This is a genomic window from Mesorhizobium amorphae (assembly GCF_014843845.1).
In the GTDB taxonomy this organism is placed as follows: Bacteria; Pseudomonadota; Alphaproteobacteria; order Rhizobiales; family Rhizobiaceae; genus Mesorhizobium; species Mesorhizobium amorphae_A.
On the sequence record NZ_JHQS01000036.1, the window covers coordinates 37,407 to 55,520 of the forward strand.

At 61.6% G+C, this 18,114-nt stretch carries 12 protein-coding genes; 4 read left to right on the plus strand and 8 right to left on the minus strand.

Annotated elements, in window-relative coordinates:
- Positions 1-371: 371 nt before the first annotated feature.
- From DH08_RS16170 to DH08_RS16180, 3 genes are all read left to right on the plus strand, one after another.
- On the plus strand, positions 372-3,344 hold the full coding sequence (locus DH08_RS16170) for an NAD(P)-dependent oxidoreductase (RefSeq protein ID WP_192180249.1): 2,973 nt from the start codon (positions 372-374) through the stop codon (positions 3,342-3,344).
- 417 nt (positions 3,345-3,761) lie between these two features.
- On the plus strand, positions 3,762-3,923 hold the full coding sequence (locus tag DH08_RS16175) for a hypothetical protein (protein WP_192180250.1): 162 nt from the start codon (positions 3,762-3,764) through the stop codon (positions 3,921-3,923).
- Positions 3,924-4,014: 91 nt separating this feature from the next.
- Positions 4,015-7,419, plus strand: a complete 3,405-nt coding sequence (locus DH08_RS16180) for an acyl-[ACP]--phospholipid O-acyltransferase (RefSeq protein WP_192180251.1) — start codon at positions 4,015-4,017, stop codon at positions 7,417-7,419.
- A gap of 144 nt (positions 7,420-7,563) precedes the next feature.
- Here DH08_RS16180 and DH08_RS16185 read toward each other — a convergent pair whose 3' ends face one another.
- Together DH08_RS16185 and DH08_RS16190 are read right to left on the minus strand one after the other, a co-directional pair.
- Complete coding sequence (locus DH08_RS16185; protein WP_192180252.1) at positions 7,564-7,890, minus strand: TOBE domain-containing protein; 327 nt, start codon at positions 7,888-7,890, stop codon at positions 7,564-7,566.
- 79 nt (positions 7,891-7,969) lie between these two features.
- On the minus strand, positions 7,970-9,949 hold the full coding sequence (locus DH08_RS16190; protein WP_192180253.1) for a putative bifunctional diguanylate cyclase/phosphodiesterase: 1,980 nt from the start codon (positions 9,947-9,949) through the stop codon (positions 7,970-7,972).
- A gap of 249 nt (positions 9,950-10,198) precedes the next feature.
- On the opposite strand from DH08_RS16190, the gene DH08_RS16195 reads away from it, so the two are divergent.
- Entirely contained in the window at positions 10,199-11,245 is a 1,047-nt protein-coding gene (locus DH08_RS16195) for a class I SAM-dependent methyltransferase (protein ID WP_192180254.1), read from the plus strand.
- Between the two features lie 294 nt (positions 11,246-11,539).
- Here DH08_RS16195 and DH08_RS16200 read toward each other — a convergent pair whose 3' ends face one another.
- The 6 genes from DH08_RS16200 to DH08_RS16225 all read right to left on the minus strand — a co-directional run bounded on the left by DH08_RS16200 (position 11,540) and on the right by DH08_RS16225 (position 18,085).
- Positions 11,540-12,511 (minus strand): LacI family DNA-binding transcriptional regulator, encoded by a 972-nt coding sequence (locus DH08_RS16200; RefSeq protein WP_246800875.1) that lies wholly within the window; start codon positions 12,509-12,511, stop codon positions 11,540-11,542.
- 125 nt (positions 12,512-12,636) lie between these two features.
- The gene (locus DH08_RS16205) at positions 12,637-13,746 is read right to left on the minus strand and encodes an ABC transporter ATP-binding protein (protein WP_192180256.1); all 1,110 of its coding nucleotides are present in this window, start codon (positions 13,744-13,746) and stop codon (positions 12,637-12,639) included.
- Positions 13,747-13,776: 30 nt separating this feature from the next.
- Positions 13,777-14,649: a carbohydrate ABC transporter permease gene (locus DH08_RS16210; RefSeq protein ID WP_192180257.1), complete on the minus strand. Its 873-nt coding sequence runs from the start codon at positions 14,647-14,649 to the stop codon at positions 13,777-13,779.
- Positions 14,642-15,568: a carbohydrate ABC transporter permease gene (locus DH08_RS16215; RefSeq protein ID WP_192180258.1), complete on the minus strand. Its 927-nt coding sequence runs from the start codon at positions 15,566-15,568 to the stop codon at positions 14,642-14,644. The genes DH08_RS16210 and DH08_RS16215 overlap by 8 nt, the downstream gene beginning before the upstream one ends.
- A gap of 157 nt (positions 15,569-15,725) precedes the next feature.
- Positions 15,726-17,027 carry an ABC transporter substrate-binding protein gene (locus DH08_RS16220; RefSeq protein WP_192180259.1) on the minus strand — a complete coding sequence of 434 codons (1,302 nt, stop codon included), beginning with the start codon at positions 17,025-17,027 and terminating at the stop codon, positions 15,726-15,728.
- A 362-nt stretch (positions 17,028-17,389) separates the two neighbouring features.
- On the minus strand, positions 17,390-18,085 hold the full coding sequence (locus tag DH08_RS16225) for an alpha/beta hydrolase (RefSeq protein ID WP_192180260.1): 696 nt from the start codon (positions 18,083-18,085) through the stop codon (positions 17,390-17,392).
- Between the last annotated feature and the right edge of the window lie 29 nt (positions 18,086-18,114).

Sequence of the window (18,114 nt, forward strand, 5' to 3'; positions counted from 1 at the left end):
CTCCGACAATTACCGGCTTTTCCAACGCTGTCAATAAAATTCACTATATGAAATATATTTCAATATAGTGGCTGGCGCCATTGTTCAGCGGCCCCATGCGCGCCTCAGACGCAGCGGCACGAGCAGGCGAGCGGCTCAACCGCAGTCTGTGCCCGATACACCAAAGATATCATGAGCAAGCGCCCTTTCACCGAGCACTGCTATCGAAGCTCAAAAAGACCGTCGCTCGCAGCCATGCGCTGCCAGCAATCCCTCATTACAGGACGACCATGACGCATTCAGCGTGCGCTTCGGCGCAGTTAGCGTCTTTTTTCTTTCGCGTTCGATCCACTATCCGCCCCCCGCCCTGGAAAACGAATAGGCAGATCGTCATGAACATCGCGCAGATGCAGGAACAGCGACTGAAGGCACTCCAACTGACCGGATCGGGCGCGCCAAAATTGCCGTCGAACCCGTTCTTCGGTGTCGGCCCGATCACCGATGCGACTACCGATGAAGTGGACAGCCGCCTGCGGCGCATCGCCTTCGACGCCTGGATCGAGAAGACCTATCGCAAGTTCGACGACAGGGGTAGCGACATCGGTGGCTTCACCACCGCCGAGATTTCCCGCAGCATGCACCGCGGCTATCCGGCAGACAAAATCCTGACCGACATGATGCGGGCGATCCATCGCTATTTCCACTTCCCGAAGGCGAACCGCATGGCAGTGGGACTCGGCGGTGGCCATAGCGGCTTCACTGTCTGCGTCCAGCACCTGATGAACGCCAACGACGCCTCCCAACGCGTCTATGTCGATACGCCGCAGCCAGAGAGCGATCCGTCCAAGTCCGCCGGCTTCTTCCGCCAGTCCTGGGCCACCCAACTGATCGAGATGCAGCGTTTCGCCGAAAAAGGCTGCGAGAGCCGCATTCATTTCGCCGTCTCCGAAGGCGTGATCCCGACGGCAGCCGAGCTCTCCGCCCTCGGCGTCTCGATCTTCGTCGGCGTCGGCCACGAAACGACGGGGGCAAATGCCTATACCAGTGCCGAGATCCACGAACTGCTGAGCTGGATAGACGGCGATCCGGCCAACCGTCATGCGGTGTTCGATGCCACCTCGATGCTCGGTGCCATGCCGTGGGAGCCCGAACTCGTCGACGCCGTGATGGCGAAGTGCTGCCTGTTCATGCCGTTCCAGAAGGCGATCGGCGGGGTGTCAGGCTATTTTGTCGCCTCCTTCACGCCGCACGCCCTGGCACCGATCGAGAAGAACCAGCAAAATCCCGCCTGGGCGATCCCGCGCCAGTTGAAGATCGCGCCGCCGGTCGACCCCAAGCTACCGCTTTCGGCCAAGCGCTCCGTAGATGCCGGGCCATTCTACGACGCCGCAGAAGACCGCATGCTCGGCGGCGTCATCAACACCTACAGCGCACTTGCCTTTGCCGAGACCACCTTCGGCCTTTTGCAGTCGGAGGCTCGGGTCGGCTCTGTCGTCGAGCTCAACCGCCGCTCCGCCACCAATCGCAAGGTGATTGACGAGTGGGTCAAGTCGCACCCGATGCTATCGCTGACAGTCACCGATGCCGAACGGCGCGGCGCGGCGGTAACGCTCCTTAAGGTCGAGGACGACGGCATCACCGACCCCGGCATCCACGCCCGCATCATCGCGCGGTCGAAACAGCTGCTCGGCTATGAGGGCATCACCCATCCGAATGGCGAATATGAGCCCGGCCTCGACGCGGCCCGCTACGTCAATGCCTTCCCGGGAACGCCAGGCGACTATCGCGCCTGGGTCGGTGGCATTCGCGAGCCCGAAGATATCGTCGCGCTGCTGGAGAACCTGCAATACGCCTATCTGCGCGCCAAGATCGTCGTTCTCGAAGAGGAACTGGCGAAGAACGGCGTGACCTTCGAGGCCCAGGCCAAGACAGGCGGCGGCATCCGCAAGGACGACCCCGCGCGCGCCTATGCGGTGCTGATCGCCGATCTGGTCGGCCTGCGCTTCGGCGCCGACGGCCAGCCGGATCACAGCGAGATAAAGGCCTACATCGAAGAAAAGGGGGGCGTCTTCCACCTCGGACCGCTTGGCGAGCGGTCGGCGCTTGAGAAGGGCCGCATCCATTTCTTCTATCAACCCGACCTGAGTACCGAGGCGGAGATCCTTCCGCAGACAGACAAGGGCCAGTACGACGCGCTGATCGCGGCGGCGACCTTCATCCCGAAGGCCTCCGTGTTCCCGCTCGGCGGCGTGCGCATTGGCGCCGGCACCGGCAACATGGGCTCGGCTTCCTGGGGCGGCGGCAATGGCGAGGGCGGCGAAGCGCCGCTGATGAACACGCCGGGCATCAACAGCCGGGCGACCGCCCAGATGGCGATGAAGGCGATCCTGAGAGTCGTTCCTGATCTGCCGGTCGACAGGCTGCACCGGATGGTCGCCGGCGGCGACTTCGACACCGGCCGACAGCTCAAGGATTTTCCGACCGCCAAGCTCGAGGGCCGCAAGATCGCCATTCTCGGCTACGGCAACATCGGCCGCGAAGTCGCCAAGCTCGCCAAGGCCTTCGGCATGAAGGTGACGATCTACGCCCGCGAGCACCACAAGCGCTGGATTGAGGCGGAAGGCTTCGAACATGCTGCAAGTCCGGTTGCCGCCGCAACCGGAGCCGACGTGCTCTCTGTTCATATCGGTCTCGGCCGCCTGGATGCGGCGAGAGGCGTCTATTCCAACGCCGGAACCGTCGATGCGAAGGTGCTCGACGTGATGAACGACGGCGCGGTGCTGGTCAATTACGACCGGGGCGAGGTCGTCGATGCCGCCGCGCTCGACGAGGCGCTGTCGTCCGGCAAGATCGCGCATGCGGCGATCGACGCCGATCTCTTCAAAGACGCCGCGACCGGCAGACTCAGCGGACCGATGCTTCCTTACCTGCCGCTCGAAGAGCGCCATAAGGGCAGGCTGGAGCTGCTGCCGCACGCCGCCGCCGACACCGACCACCCCTCCCGGGTGACCGGTGCCAAGCAGGCAGTCGACCAGGTCTTCGACGCCATCCGTTTCAAGTCGGTCACCAATCTCAAGGGCGATCTGCCAGAGGACTATGTGTCAGCCGGCAGCCGCACGCCCGCCGGCATCGGCAAGGTGACGAAGCAGGTGGTTGCTGAAGTCGGCGGCAAGGCGGAACTCCTGGACGAACTGCGGCAGGCCTCGGAAAAGGTCGCGGCGATCCTGGGGGCACTTTCCTCCGTTTCCGATCCGGATCATCGCGACCGGATCATCGGTCGCTACACCGGGCTGCTTGTCGAAAGCGCCGGCCGGCAACGGGCGCTGCTCGACCAGTTCGGCCTCTACGGGCCGGCGGAGGGGTGAGCCTGTCGCAGGCGGTTGCCGAGTCGCGCTGTGGGCTCAGACGCCTGCGCGCGACCGGCGCCATGCTTGCTCAGTCGGTCCGCTATGAGCCGCATCGTCGGACCGGCCTACACGATCGAACGCCGTCTCGGATTGGTTGCTCCGGCGAGGCCTGAACCCATCCTCCTTCATCGTCCTTAGCCTTCTCCATTTGAAATTTTTGAACGGTGTTCATTTTTCTCTTGAACGTCGTTCACTATGTGTTATGTTGCATTCGTGAACAGCGTTCATGGAGAAGGCAAAACCGCCGGTCACGGCGCACCGCTCAGGAGCAGTGCCGACGCGTGCTCGAACGGATGACGAAGCGGCCTGATTGTTTCCGGCCTGAAACAGGCCAGCGCCGACCCAACTTAACCCTGAAACGAAAGGATCATATCGATGCCAAGCTATGCTCCCAACCATTCAAGCATTTGGAGAACGTCCGTCACCATCACCAAGGCGTTGCGTGATGCGGAGGAAGCGGGCCGGTTTATCAACAGGTTGAAAGACGCCAAGACCGAAAAGCTGCTGATGGATATCAACCGAAGTAACGAAGTGTAATCCGGTTCCCGCTAACAACGAAGCTCAAACCGCGCAAGCAACCGCTCGATCCATTCGGATTGCTCGATGGCCTTGCCCAATGGAAATTGCCATGAACAACAACCTGATGACGTCACGGCGCTTCGCACCTCTCTTCTGGACGCAATTCCTCTCGGCCTTCAATGACAATTTCCTGAAGAACACGCTGGTGTTCCTCATTCTGTTCACGCTGGCGGCGGACAAAGCGGCGTCCTTGGTAACGCTCGCGGGAGCTGTTTTCATGGCCCCGTTCCTGCTTCTGTCCGCACTTGGCGGTGAGATCGCCGACCGCTTCGACAAGGCTGCCGTGGCGCGCAAGTTGAAGCTCGTCGAGATCGGCGCCGCCATGCTGGCGGTCATCGGCATCGCGCTCTCGTCGATCCCGGTCCTGTTGACGGCACTGTTCCTGTTTGGCGTGATTTCGGCGCTGTTTGGCCCGATCAAATACGGCATCCTGCCGGATCACCTCGAGCGCAAGGAACTGCCGCGCGCCAATGCCTGGATCGAGTCGGCCACCTTCGCCGCCATCCTTGGCGGCACGATCGTCGGCGGCACTGTCTCGGCCGACGGCATCGGCGTCGCGGTCTTCGGTCCGATGATGATGATCCTCGCCGTCGGTTGCTGGCTCGTCAGCCGCTACATCCCCGCGACCGGATCGGCCGCACCGAACCTGGTGATCGACAAGAACATCCTGCGCTCCACCTGGCGGCTGGTCAGCGAGTTGCGCACCAACCAGCGCATCTGGCGGGCGGCGCTGATGGCGTCATGGTTCTGGCTGGTCGGGGCCATCATCCTTTCCATCCTGCCCCCAATGGTCAAGGATTCGCTCGGCGGCACCGAAATCGCCGTGACCGCCTATCTCGCCGTCTTCGCGGTCGCCGTCGCCATCGGCTCGGCCATTGCCGCGTGGATGTCACAGGGGCGCATGGTGCTGTTGCCCGCCCCGGTCGGCACGGCCCTGATGGCCCTGTTCGGACTTGATCTCGGCTGGAGCGTCTGGGGCCTGCAAGCCTCGTCCCAGGTTGAGACGCTCAGCGCCTTCTTTGCCGGCCAGAACACCATCCGTGTCGCCATCGACCTGGCCGGCCTGGCGATTGCCGGTGCCTTCCTCGTCGTGCCGACCTTCGCGGCGGTGCAGGCGTGGGCGCCGGAAGATCGCCGCGCCCGTGTCGTCGCCGCGGTCAACGTCGTCAGCGCCGGCTTCATGACCATCGGCGGCGGCCTTGTCGCCGCCATCCAGGCAGCCGGCGTCTCCATTGCAGGCGTGCTGTTCGGCCTCGCCGTCATCAATGCCGTCGCCGCTTGGCTGATGCTGAAATATTTGCCGACGAACGCTTTCCGCGATTTCGTCTCCATCCTGTTCCGTGCCTTCCATCATCTGGAGGTGGAGGGGCTGGAAAACCTCAAGGCTGCTGGTCCGGCACCAATCCTGGCGCTCAACCATGTCAGCTTCCTCGACGGTCCGCTGGCCCTGACGCTGACCGATGAGGAGCCGGTCTTTGCCATCGACCACACGATCGCCCAGGCCTGGTGGATGAAGCCGTTCATGAAACTCGCCCGCGCTCTGCCGCTCAATCCGGCCAAGCCGATGTCGACCCGCACGCTGATCAAGATCGTGCAAGGCGGCGATCCGCTGGTCATCTTCCCCGAAGGCCGCATCACCGTCACCGGCGGCCTGATGAAGGTCTATGACGGCGCCGCCATGGTCGCCGACAAGACCGGCTCGATGGTGGTACCGGTCCGCATCGAAGGGCTGGAGAAGAGCTACTTTTCGCGGCTGACCTCGCAGCATGTGCGCCGACGCCTGTTCCCGAAGGTCAAGGTGACCATTCTGGAGCCGGTGAAGCTCGAAGTTGCGCCGGAGCTGAAGGGCCGCAAGCGTCGCGCCGCGGCGGGCGCTTCCCTCTACCAGGTCATGTCGGACCTCGTCTTCCGCACCCAGGATATCGACAAGACCGTGCTGGAAAAGATCATCCAGACGGCGAACGAACGCGGCATGAAAAAGCTCGCAGTGGAGGATCCGGTCACCGGTTCGCTGAGCTACGGCAAGCTGCTGACGGGTGCCGCGGTGCTCGGCGAGAAGTTCGAACACCTCTATGCCGACCAGCAGACGCTGGGCATCATGCTGCCCAACGCCAACGGCGCCTGCGCGACGTTGCTCGGCGTCATGTCGGCGGGCAAGGTTCCGGCGATGATCAACTTCACCGCTGGTGCCGCGAACATCCTCTCGGCCTGCAAGGCCGCCGACGTGCGGACCGTGCTCACCTCGCGCGCCTTTGTCGAACAGGCAAAGCTCGGTGCGGTGGTAGAGGAACTCGGCCGCGCAGTGGACATCGTCTGGCTAGACGATTTGCGGGCCAGCATCGGTCTCAAGGACAAGCTGCTCGGCCTGTTGCGCAAGAGCACGCCGCGCGTTGCCCGCAAGCCCGACGATGCGGCGGTGATCCTGTTCACCTCCGGTTCCGAAGGCACGCCCAAGGGCGTGGTGCTCAGCCACCGCAACATCCTGGCCAATGCCGCCCAGGCCGCCTCGCGCATCGACTTCCATTCGGGTGACAAGGTCTTCAACATCCTGCCGATCTTCCATTCCTTCGGCATGACGGCGGGCACGGTGCTGCCGCTGATCTCCGGCGTGCCGGTCTACTTCTACCCCTCGCCGCTGCACTACCGTATCGTGCCGGAACTGATCTACGCGTCGAACGCGACGATCATCTTCGGCACCGACACGTTCCTCTCAGGCTATGCGCGCACGGCACACCCCTACGACTTCCGTTCGGTGCGCTACTGTTTTGCCGGCGCCGAGCCGGTGAAGGCCGCGACGCGCATGACCTACATGGAGAAGTTCGGCCTGCGCATCCTGGAGGGCTACGGCGTGACAGAAGCAGCACCGGTGATCTCCATCAACACGCCGATGTACAACAGGTCCGGCAGCGTCGGCAAAATCATGCCCGGCATGGAGTACCGGCTGGATCCGGTGCCCGGCGTCGATGATGGCGGGCGGCTCTACGTGCGCGGCCCCAATGTCATGTCGGGCTATCTGCGCGCCGAAAAACCCGGCGTGCTCGAGCCGCTGGAAGATGGCTGGCATGACACCGGCGACGTCGTCACCGTCGACGAAGCAGGCTTCATCACCATTCGCGGCCGCGCCAAGCGCTTCGCCAAGATCGGCGGCGAGATGATCTCGCTGGCTGCCGTGGAAGTGCTGGCCGGCGAATTGTGGAAGGGATCGCTTTCGGCCGTCGCCACCGTGCCGGATGCCCGCAAGGGCGAAAAGCTGATCCTGATCACCGAGGCGGCCAACGCCACGCGCGCCGAATTCCTGGCCTTCGCCAAGGCCAACGGCGCCATGGACCTGATGGTGCCGGCCGAAGTGCGCATCGTTGCGAAAGTGCCGGTCCTCGGTTCCGGCAAGCTCGACTTCGCCGGCGTGACGAAGATGGTGCGCAGCGAAGAAGACATGAAGATCAAGGCAGCTTGATCCGCATGCGAACGGGCCGGCGCAAAACGCCGGCCCGTTCGTGCGATCTCTCAGCCTTGGCGGTGATCGCAGGGCAAGTCGCCATCACCCGGGCTCAGGGCCTAGCAACGAGCTTTAATCCCAAATTGCACGCTTGTTCAAAGATCAGCGAATGCGCACTCCCTCGGCGTCGAAGATGCGGGCGCGCATCGGTTGGAAGCGCAGCGTGATCGTCTCGCCGAAGCGTGGCTGGTCCTCGCGCCGTTCGGCGACCACGGTTTCGCCGCTCGCCAGCGCCCCGTGGACGTAAGACGTCGACCCCAGGCGCTCGGTGACATCGACAGCGAGCGACAGCGTCACCTCCTGCTTTTCGCCGAGATGTTCCGGCCTGATGCCCAGCAGGACGTTGCGGCCCGGCTCGAGCCGCCTCGCCAGATGCGAGATGTCGACGCTCGCCTCGCCGGCAAGCAAGGTTCTGCCATCGTCGGCCACCGTGGCCTTCAGGAAATTTCATGCGCGGCGTGCCGATGAAGCCGGCCTTGTCGAAATCGCTGCCGCGACCGCGGCCGTGCTAGGCGACGAGGCCTGGTCTAACTTGGTTTATCTCTTCGATTGGGACGGGATGACCCGTGAGAAAACCCTGTATCGAATGGACGCCCAAGCGCTGCAGCAACATCTGCTGCTCTTCAGTTTCGACGCCTTCCGCGAGCACGGCATGGTCGAGATTGCGCAGAAGTCCGACCATGTCCTGCAACAGGCTTAGGCCACGAGATGTCTGGCAATCGTGGAGGAAACTGCGATCGATCTTAACGACGTCGAATTTGAAACGGCGGAGCCAAGAAAGGCCTGCAAATCCCGTTCCGAAGTCATCCAGCCAGATTTGAACACCCAGGTTTCGCAGCCGTTCCATGTTTCTTACGGCTTGTGCCTCCAAAAAGATGTCGCTTCCTTCGGTGATCTCGATGGCAAGCTTCTGTGGCGCAAGGCCGTGCCGACCGAGGATCTCGGTAATTCGCAGTGAAAAATTAGCAGCCTTGAGCTGACGAACTGATACGTTCGCCGTCACGACCGAGCCCAATCCATATTCCACCATGTCACTGCAGGCTTGATCAATTAACCACGTACCCAGTTCCACTATCGCGCCAGTTTGCTCGGCAACCGGTATGAACACGGATGGACTGATCATAGTGCCGTCAAAGTCGCACACGCGCATGAGCGTCTCATGGCCCAACAGTCGTCCTGACGCCAGGTCGCAAATTGGCTGATAGGCCACGGAAACGAGTTGCTTGGAAACTGCGAGCTTCAACAGTTCTGAAAGATTTTCGCTGGAGCGATCTCGGTCGGTAGCGTGCGGATCGTAAATGGTGAACGTTGCGCGGCCAGCAAACTTGGACGTGTAGAGGGCGCGATCAGCTTCCTGCAGCAGGACGCGAAGTTCCATGCTTTGATCGGCGCGCGTCAACGAGGCGCCGGCGCTGATGGTGACAATGTTTAGCTTGTCGCCCCGATCGGGGTGGTGGATATGCAAATCCTCTACAGCGCGACAAAACTGCTGCGCGAGTTCATTAAGATGAGCACGCCCAGTGACCTTGCAGAGGACAACGAACTCTTCACCGCCATAGCGGGCCGCGATGGCATTGTTCGAAGCTGCCGTCTCGGAAAGGACATGGGCAAGCTTGATCAGGCAATCATCGCCGGCCTGATGACCAAGTCCATCATTGAACCTCTTGAAGTAGTCCACGTCGATCAGAATGAGGCCTATTTCGTCGTCGTCCGTGGCCCATTCGTTGCGCATCTCCGAGAATTCTCGAATGATCGCCCGGCGATTTTTCATTCCCGTGAGCGGATCCGTATCCGCGATTTCCGTCAGCTTTTGCCCCTTTTTGATAGCAGCCTGTTCTTGAATTTGCGCCCGAAGTGCATGCAGGAAAGTTTGGTACCGCTCTACGCTAAGTCGCCAGGAAAGGTAGAGCGACAGCACCAGGCAATTCACGAAATAGGCTGACAGCACGACGCGGGCGACGATGTCGGTCTGAAGGAAAAAAAACGCTGCGCCTATGAAGCTTATGGTCACTGTCGCCGATGAAATCGCTGAAAGCCAGAAACGAAAGTTAAAGAATAAGTTCGCTCCAAGAATAAATACTGTTCCAAAGACCATAAAGTGGGACAGCGCCGCCTGGTGGCCTGTTCCAAAAGCAGATAGCAGCCACCCGACTGCACCGACTACAATCGCCAGCGCAGCGACGAGATGTAAGGTCGTAAGAGCGAAGCCCCTTCGGGCAATTAGCTCGACGAGCGCCAGGGAGGTGATCCCCAGCGTTAGGCGGGTCAGCACAAGCCGATTGGCGATGTCCGGAAAAAGAAACCAATCGAAGAGACCGTACGCCACATAGCTAAGAACAGCAGCCCTCATACCCCATTGCACGAGCTTGCGGTTTTCACCGGCCTCCTTCTGGAGGAACCTCGCCAAAAGTGTCGGATCGGGCGAATGCCACCGCGGGCGCGCCAGCGCTGCGACCACCCTCTGAGCAACCTCCTCAGTCAGTTGCATTGTAACGCTCCTCCGCCACCCCCGGTAGCGAATGCAATAGCCGAGGTCGCTTGTCGGACGCAGGATGAAGGCATCACTCTCCGCAAAAAAGGCTGAATATCGCTAACCACCAGTAAACGCGGGTAGTTCGGATTTAGCGGAGTCGCGTCGACGCCGGCGCTCCCGCCACTGCATAAAATTTTATGAAAATATTTCGCATCATCCACACCGCGTCTATAGTTGTTCGCCGTGGACCGGAGGGTATACGGCATGCGGCTCAACGCAGAATTGCAACTCGACGAATACAGCCTCGTAACTACTAAGTTGATGAAGAGGCATGCCACGACATCTGACGAAACTGTCGATGCCGACGAGTTGCGGAAGAGGACGGCCCAGCTCGCACTCGTGCTGGATCTCGCGAATCAAGCTTTCGTGCGGCACAAACCGGCCGGCCTGACTGTCGACCGCCTGGCAGGGAGACTCCATAAGCTTCGCAGGCAGGTTGCTCCTGCGGTCTGGCAGAAACTCATCCCTTTGGCTCAGCAACATCCCGTGGCGCAATATTTGATCCAGGATCCGTTCACGCGCTGGTCGGTTGAAAAGCCGCGCGGGTATTCGGGCGATGCAAGCCTGCTGGACATTTACTACAAGCACCCCGTCGCCGAAGAGATCGTTGCTTCGTCGACCTCGCTTGGCCGACAGATCTACGCCTATACCAGTGAAGCGGCGAGTTCTGTGGCGGGGCGCGAGCGCCGGGACATACTAACCAGAACTGTGGACGAAACGGTCCGCAGGGTGGAAAAAGCAGAGGTGCTGGCAATTGCATGCGGTCACCTACGAGAAGCTGAATGCTCTGACGCGCTCGCCAAGCAACAACTGCAGCGTTGGGTCGGCCTGGATCAAGACCCCGTCAGCGTAGCCACGGTGAACCACGACTTTGTCGGCACTGCAGTCGAGGCACTCCACGGCTCTGTACGTGGTATTCTTCGCCGCGCCTACGCCCTTGGTACATTCGATCTCGTCTACGCATCGGGGCTCTACGACTACCTGCCGCGCGCCATCGGCGTCCGCCTGCTTCAGAGAGCGATGGAACTGGTCAAGCCTGGGGGCGAATTCCTGTTTGCCAATTTCAGCGATGAGATCACGACGGATGGCTACATGGAGACGTTCATGGATTGGCCACTCATCCTGCGTTCGGCCGACGATATGTGGAACATCATCAATGCCGCAATCGGCAAGGGTTCCTTCGAAGCCCAAGTATATTATGGATCGAACCGGAACATCGTTTACGGCAAAGTCAGGAAGGGTGATCTCTGAGCGCGAAATTTCGCGCAGGCATCCTCGGAACAATGTGAGGATCTACCAAGGCAAATCCGCCAGGGTCTACATTTTCCAGCGACTTGGCGGGCCTGACAGGCGCGCGCCATCATGGAGGCAATGGAGCATTCCTCGATGACAGTGGCGGACGACTCTATCCGTGATGCCCCCATAACCGACACGTATTGTGGCGATGCCGATGCGGGTTCGGTTCGCTGGGATCACCGTACGCACGGCAACCTTCTTGCCCTGTGTAAGATCTGACCGGCATCGACCTTGCAGCTGCCAATCGTGTCACGACGGAGACCCAACTGGAACGGCGCAGGAATCTCTGACAATCAGGGTTGATTTCAGCCTGACGGACCGCGGTGCGGAAGACAATCCGTGGATCCGTTCAACGAGCATCTGCGCCGCTCTGCGCCCGATTTCAGTGCAGGGCTGCGCGACCAAGGTCAGCCGAGGCTCGAAAAAGTCCGCCCATTCAAAATCGTCGAAGCCGGCAAGCGATATGTCTTCGGGTATTCTCAGGCCCGCTGTGCGGATTGCTGCCACGGCTCCGATCGTTGTCAGATTGTTTCCGGTGATGATGCCGGTCGGCGGATTTGCCAATCTCAGCAAGGTTGCCACCGCGTGCTGAGTGGCCTCGAAATTCCGGTTCGAAGGCTGCACAAGGTCCGCATCGAAGCCGATGCCATTGCGCTCGAGGCCCAGCCTGTAGCCTTCGATGCGCTCGCTTGTGGTGCTGAACCCTGCCTGACCGCCGATCATGCCGATCCGTCTGTGGCCAAGCCCCGCCATATGTGAAACCAGACTGGCGACAGCATGCTTGTTTTCAACACCGACATGGTCGAAGGCAGACTCAGCGAACCTGTCGACGAGCACGGTCGGAATGCCGCTCGTCTCCAGGTAGCGAATGGTCTTGTTTTCGGGGTCGCCGCACGGGGCCAGGATGATGCCGTCGACCCTCCGCTCCTGCAACGCCTGAACGACGGCAAGTTCGTGATCCGGCTCGTCGCGTGTGTCGGCGAGGAAGACCAGCAGGCCGAGGCGCGCGCACTCGCTCTCGATGGCGCAGATGATGTCGCTGAAATAGGGATTGGTAATCGCCGATATCGCGATGCCGACATAGTTGCTGACGTTGCGCGCGAGCGACCGCGCCAGCGCATTTGGCTGATATCCCGTTGCAGCGATCGCCTCGTTCACCAAGGCCGTTTTTTCGGGGCTGACGAGGCGCGTGCCGTTGATTACATGCGACACCGTGGACATGGACACTCCGGCTCGGCGAGCGACGTCGGTGATCGTTATAGCCGCTCTTCTCGCCATCCCCTCACCTCAATCCGGCACCTGTCTGTCCAGGAATGTCCCGCGGCCGCCGACTCGCAGCCGACTATTCATTGTTGCCGGGCATAATCAATGAGGTTTTCGCCGCTGTCGCCGTTGAAGTAATGGACGTGGTCCATGTCGATGGAAAATAGCCGGCCGTCCCCAAGCTTGGAACGGTCGCTGGGCGGCAGCCGCGCGATGCATCTGTGGTCGCCGGCGCTGAGGTCGAGAAGAATCTCGTGGCCGAGATGCTGAACCACATCGACATTGAACGCGATCGAATCGCTCCCTGGGATGGCGCCGGGCTGCAGGATCCTGAAATGCTCCGGCCGCACGCCCAACGTGACCGTTTTTCCCTGCTGGCCGGCAAGCGCCGCGCGCCGGCACTCCGGAACCTCGATCCGCAACCGGCAGGCCTGGTCCAGGAGGGCGTTGCCGTCGTAGACCAGGCGCAGGAAGTTCATCGCGGGCGATCCGATGAAGCCGGCGACGAACTGGTTGGCCGGCCGGTTGTAGACCTCGAGCGGTGCGGCCGCCTGCTGGATCTTGCCGCCGTTCATGACCACGATCTTGCTGCCCATGGTCATGGCCTCGGCCTGGTCGTGAGTGACATAGACCGTCGTGGTTCCGACCTCCTGGTGCATCTTGGTCAGGAAACTGCGCGCCTCGATGCGCATCTTCGCATCGAGGTTGGACAGCGGTTCGTCCATGAGAAACACGCCGGGACGGCGAACCAGAGCCCGCCCAAGCGCGACGCGCTGCCGCTGGCCGCCGGACAGCGCCTTGGGCAGCCTGTCGAGCAGGTCGTCGATGCGCAGCCGCTGCGCCACCTGCCGTATCTGCGTTTCGATCTCGGCTTTCGGCGTCTTCCGGATCTTCATGCCGAAGGCGATGTTGTCGCGCACCGTCATGTGCGGGAACAGCGCATAGGACTGGAACACCATGGCGATGTCGCGGTCCTTCGGCGGCAGCGTGGTGACGTCGCGTGCGCCGATGCGAAGCGTGCCGCCGGTGATCGATTCCAGCCCGGCGATCATGTTCAGCGTCGTCGTCTTGCCACAGCCGGACGGTCCCACCAGCACGGTGAATTCGCCATCGGCAATGTCCAGGTTCAGCCCGGACAGAACCGGCACCATGGCATAGCGCTTCTCGACGTTCTTCAGGGACACTTCAGCCATTACAAAGTCCTTGTTGCGCAGTCATCGAAATCAGCCCTTCACGGCGCCGGAGAGATTGCCGCCCGAGATCTGCCGGTAGGTCAGGATGAACAGGATGACGATCGGCAATTGCGAGATGACGAGGCCCGCCGCCGGCAGGTTGAAGACGGCAAGGTAACGGTCGCTGTTCAGCTTCAGCATGCCGACCGTCACCGGGAAATTCTCCTCGCTGTTGAGGAACACCAGCCCGAACACGAACTCCTTCCAGATGGCGATGAAGTTCAGCGTGTAGCCGACCAGAATGCCGGGAACCGACAGCGGCAGGATCACCTTCCAGAAAACCTGGAAGTCGGTCGCGCCCTCGACATAGGCAGCCTTCTCGATTTCCGGCGGGATCGTCGTCATGAAGCCGCGCAGGATCAGCGCCTGCAGCGGCATTCCATAGACGCCGTGAACGATGATCAGTCCGATCTTGGTGTCCAGAAGATGGAAGGTGCGCAGGGTGTCATAAAGCGGGATCAGCACCGTCTGCTGCGGCAGCATGAGGCCGGTCAGCAGCAGGCCGAAGATCCATTTGCGGCCGGGCACGTTCATGCGGCTGAGCGCAAAGGCCGGAACCAGCGCCAGCATCACCGCCAGCGCCGAGCCGGCCGTGGCATAGATCAGGCTGTTCCTCAACAGCGTGCCGAAGCCGAGGCCGAACCAGACGTCGATATAGGGCTGGATGGTCGGCGACCTGGGCAAGGCGAACGGCCCGGCCAGGAACTCGGCGTTCGACTTGATCGACGTCATCACGATAAGGAGCAGCGGTCCGAGCCACACCGCCGCCAGCACCAGCATGAGCAGGGTCGCGGCGAGTTTGGGCAGGACCGAGGCGAAGCTACCGCGGCGCATGGCGCTGGCGTTCAGGGTCGCGTCAGACATCGAAGGCACCCTTCAGAACCTTGCCGAGCAGGACAGCTGCCAGCGATCCGGCAATCACCAGGATGACGACGCTGAGTGCGGCGCCGTAGCCGAAGCGGGAGTTCCAAAAGCTCTCCATGTAGACGAGATAGCCGAGCACGTTCGTCATGCCGAACGGCGCGCCCTTGGTCAGCACCGCGATCAGGTCGAAGGCGCGCAGCGATTCAAACAGCGTCAGCATGACGATGATCGCGGTGACGGGGCGCAACTGGGGCAGGGCGACGCTGCGGATCATGCGCCAGTGTCCGGCACCCTCGATGCGCGCGGCGTCGAAGGTTTCCTTCGGAACATCGCCAAGGCCGGCGAAGTAGAAGATCATCGGCATGCCGGTGAAGGCCCAGCCCGAAATGACCGCCAGCGTGTAAAGCGCGATGCGGTAGTCGCCGAACCATTCATGCACCAGGAAGCCGAGCCCGACCGACCGCAGCAAGGTGTCGAAGGCGCCGAACACCGGGTTGAGGATGAGCAGGAACATCAGCCCGACCGCGATCAGCGACATGGTCACCGGAAAGAAGACGATCGTGCGCAGCAGCGACGGGGCAAACACCAGCCGCGCCTTCATCACATAGGCGATCAGGAAACCGAGCGAGACCGGAAAGACCAGCGATACGATCAGCCATTTGGCGTTGTTGACCAGCGCTATGTAGAAATACTTGTCGTGGAGGAGGTAGGCGTAGTTGGCCAAGCCGACGAATTTCTTCTGCGGCGCCATGCCGTTCCATTCGAAGAAGCTGAGGTAGATTGTGTAGACGATCGGGTAGCCGATGAAACAGGCGAACACCAGCAACGGCACGGCGACGCCGAACATGGTCACGAACACATGCCGGCGGGCGAAGCCGACGAAGGTGCCGTCATCGAAGCGGCTTGCGCTGCTGGCCATGGTTGCGCCTTTCGATTTGATTTCGGAAATGGACGGGTAGCGTCGGCGTCGCGTTTCGTCGGCACGCGGGCTCCTGCCGTTGCGGCGGCGCACTGAAGCGCCGCCGCCAGGGAGGATGCGGGAGAAGCGCGCAGCACTTCTCCCGCTCGGTCATCGCCTAGGACTTCTTGACGCGCGCCGCTTCGTCCTCGGTCAGCTTCATGGCGTCTTCAGGTGACATGGCGCCGGCCAGCACACCCTGGACGCCGTCGAGGAACTTGTCCGAGATCGCCGGCGGCGTGGCGTGGTCGACATGCATGAAGGTGAAGGAGCCGGACTCCGCCATCGCCTTGCCGAGCCGCTGTTCCATCTCGCTCAGCCGCGACAGATCGGAATTGACGTTCGACGGGAAAGGCTTGTCGATCTCGAGCTTCTTGCTCATCGCTGCGTCGGACACCATCCAGTCCAAGAACTCCGCCGCGGCATCCTTGTTCGGGCTGTTCGCATGGATCATGATCGTGTCCTCGGCGAACACCGACATCACCGGCTTCTTGCCCGGGAAGGCCGGCATCGGGAAGAAGTCCATCGGCACGACGCAGCATTGCGGCTGGTCGCCGCGGAAGCGGCCGAGATTGAACGAGCCCTGATACCAGTGCAGGCCGTGGCCCTGCGTCCACGGCACCATGGCAGGCCCGAGATCGATCGAGTTGAACGACGGCTCGAACATCCCGTCCTGGGCCAGTTTCTGCATTATGGCGGTGACATCGACGGCGCGCGGGTCGGTCCACGGAATGGTGCCGTTGATCAGCCCGTCATAGACGTCCAGCCCATGCTTGTTGACCAGGATCGCCGACCACATGAATTGCGAGGGCCACTTCTTCTGGTTGGCCAGCATGAAGGCGGCAAGGCCGGCTTCCTTGCCCTTCTGGGCATTGGCCATGAGTTCGTCCCAGGTGGTTGGAACCTTGAGCCCGAGCTTCTCGTAGATGTCCTTGCGGTACCAGACCACCGAGGCGCACATCTCCGTCGGCACGAAATGCTTCTTGCCGTTGTAGACGGACAGCGTGACGCCGGCCGGGTTCAGTTTCTTGTCCCAGCCATACTTTTCGTAATAGGGCGTCAGATCGGCGGAAAAACCGTTGTCGACGATCTCCTTGCCGCGTCCGCCTTCCCAGGAATAGAAAAGGTCCGGCGGATTGCTCGAAGACAGTTCGATGGTCTGCTTGGTCTTGTAGGTCTCGCCGTCGACGCTGGCGCCGGTAACATGGACGCGGTCGCCGTTCTTCTTGTTCCATTCGTCGATCAGCCAGTTGGCGTAGACCTCGGACGACGGCCACGGCGCCCGGTAGAAATACCGGAGTTCGGCGGGTGCGGCCCGCGCCATCTTGACCCCTGACGCAGCCGCCACGGCCGTGGCGCCAAGAGCCGCCGAAGCTTTCACGAAGGTGCGGCGAGACAGTCCGTTCTGCTTGAAGTTCATCGGTTCCTCCCGTTCGGTTTGACAATTCACAGGCAGCATCAGGCCGCCACGAAGCGCGGGCGCGACGTGTGCCGGCAAGGGCTGTTGCTGATCCTCCGAAGGCGAATACGGCAGTGCGGTTCTGCATCACCAAATTCGTCACGGAGATTGAATTAATCCAATCGAAGCGCTTGCGCAAGCGCTTCGATGCACATTTTTCGTCTTTCTGCGCGTGTCATACGGCCTGTCGACATCTATCGCCTGGCAGTGCCCTTCCGTCGCTTTCTCGATCGCAATTCTTTGGTGTCACGGATGGTCCCGGAACAGAAAAAAAGCCTGGGCGCCGCTTAGACGCCCAGGCTTCCATGAAGGGTGATGCGGGTTCAGTTCTTGCCGGCGGCAGCCTGCTTGATGAGGCTGGCGATGGCTGCTGGATCGGAGACGTAGACAGCGTGGCTGCCGGGCACTTCCACGGTCGTCGCCTTGGCGCGGGTCGCCATCTGGCGCTGCGCCGGCGGCGGGATCATCTTGTCGTCGGTGGCGACGAGATACCATGAGGGCTTTGCCTTCCAGGCCGGAGCGGTGACCTTGCCTTCGAGCGCCGCCACACCCCACGGCACCTGCGAATCCGCCATGAAGGCGGCGAGCGAGGGACGGACATCGGCGGCGAACGAGGCGGCGAACTTCTCCTTGTCGAGCATCAGGAAGCCGCCGACGGGCGGCAGGATCGGCGGCACCGGCGCTCCGGGCGGCGGGTTGGCGATCAGGCTCGAAACCGATTCTCCGGCATCCGGCGCGAAGGCCGCGATATAGACCACAGCCGCCACCTTCGGATCGGTGCCGGCTTCCGACACGACGACGCCGCCATAGGAATGGCCGACCAGGATAACATTGCCGGGAGCGGCGGCGATGGCGCGCTTTGTGACAGCGACATCGTCGGCGAGCGAGGTCGTCGGGTTCTGGACGATGGTGACGTCATAGCCGTCCTTCTTGAGGATCTGGTAGACGCCGTCCCAGCCGGAGCCATCGACGAAGCCGCCATGCACGAGGACGACGGAATTTGCTGCGTTGTTGGACATGTGAGTTCTCCCTTTTCAAAAGCGTTGTT

Coding starts and splice junctions, on each gene's coding strand:
- DH08_RS16170 (WP_192180249.1), top strand. CDS start 372: ATGAACATCGCGCAGATGCAGGAACAGCGACTGAAGGCACTCCAACTG.
- DH08_RS16175 (WP_192180250.1), top strand. CDS start 3,762: ATGCCAAGCTATGCTCCCAACCATTCAAGCATTTGGAGAACGTCCGTC.
- DH08_RS16180 (WP_192180251.1), top strand. CDS start 4,015: ATGAACAACAACCTGATGACGTCACGGCGCTTCGCACCTCTCTTCTGG.
- DH08_RS16190 (WP_192180253.1), bottom strand. CDS start 9,949: ATGCAACTGACTGAGGAGGTTGCTCAGAGGGTGGTCGCAGCGCTGGCG.
- DH08_RS16195 (WP_192180254.1), top strand. CDS start 10,199: ATGCGGCTCAACGCAGAATTGCAACTCGACGAATACAGCCTCGTAACT.
- DH08_RS16200 (WP_246800875.1), bottom strand. CDS start 12,511: ATGTCCACGGTGTCGCATGTAATCAACGGCACGCGCCTCGTCAGCCCC.
- DH08_RS16205 (WP_192180256.1), bottom strand. CDS start 13,746: ATGGCTGAAGTGTCCCTGAAGAACGTCGAGAAGCGCTATGCCATGGTG.
- DH08_RS16210 (WP_192180257.1), bottom strand. CDS start 14,649: ATGTCTGACGCGACCCTGAACGCCAGCGCCATGCGCCGCGGTAGCTTC.
- DH08_RS16215 (WP_192180258.1), bottom strand. CDS start 15,568: ATGGCCAGCAGCGCAAGCCGCTTCGATGACGGCACCTTCGTCGGCTTC.
- DH08_RS16220 (WP_192180259.1), bottom strand. CDS start 17,027: ATGAACTTCAAGCAGAACGGACTGTCTCGCCGCACCTTCGTGAAAGCT.
- DH08_RS16225 (WP_192180260.1), bottom strand. CDS start 18,085: ATGTCCAACAACGCAGCAAATTCCGTCGTCCTCGTGCATGGCGGCTTC.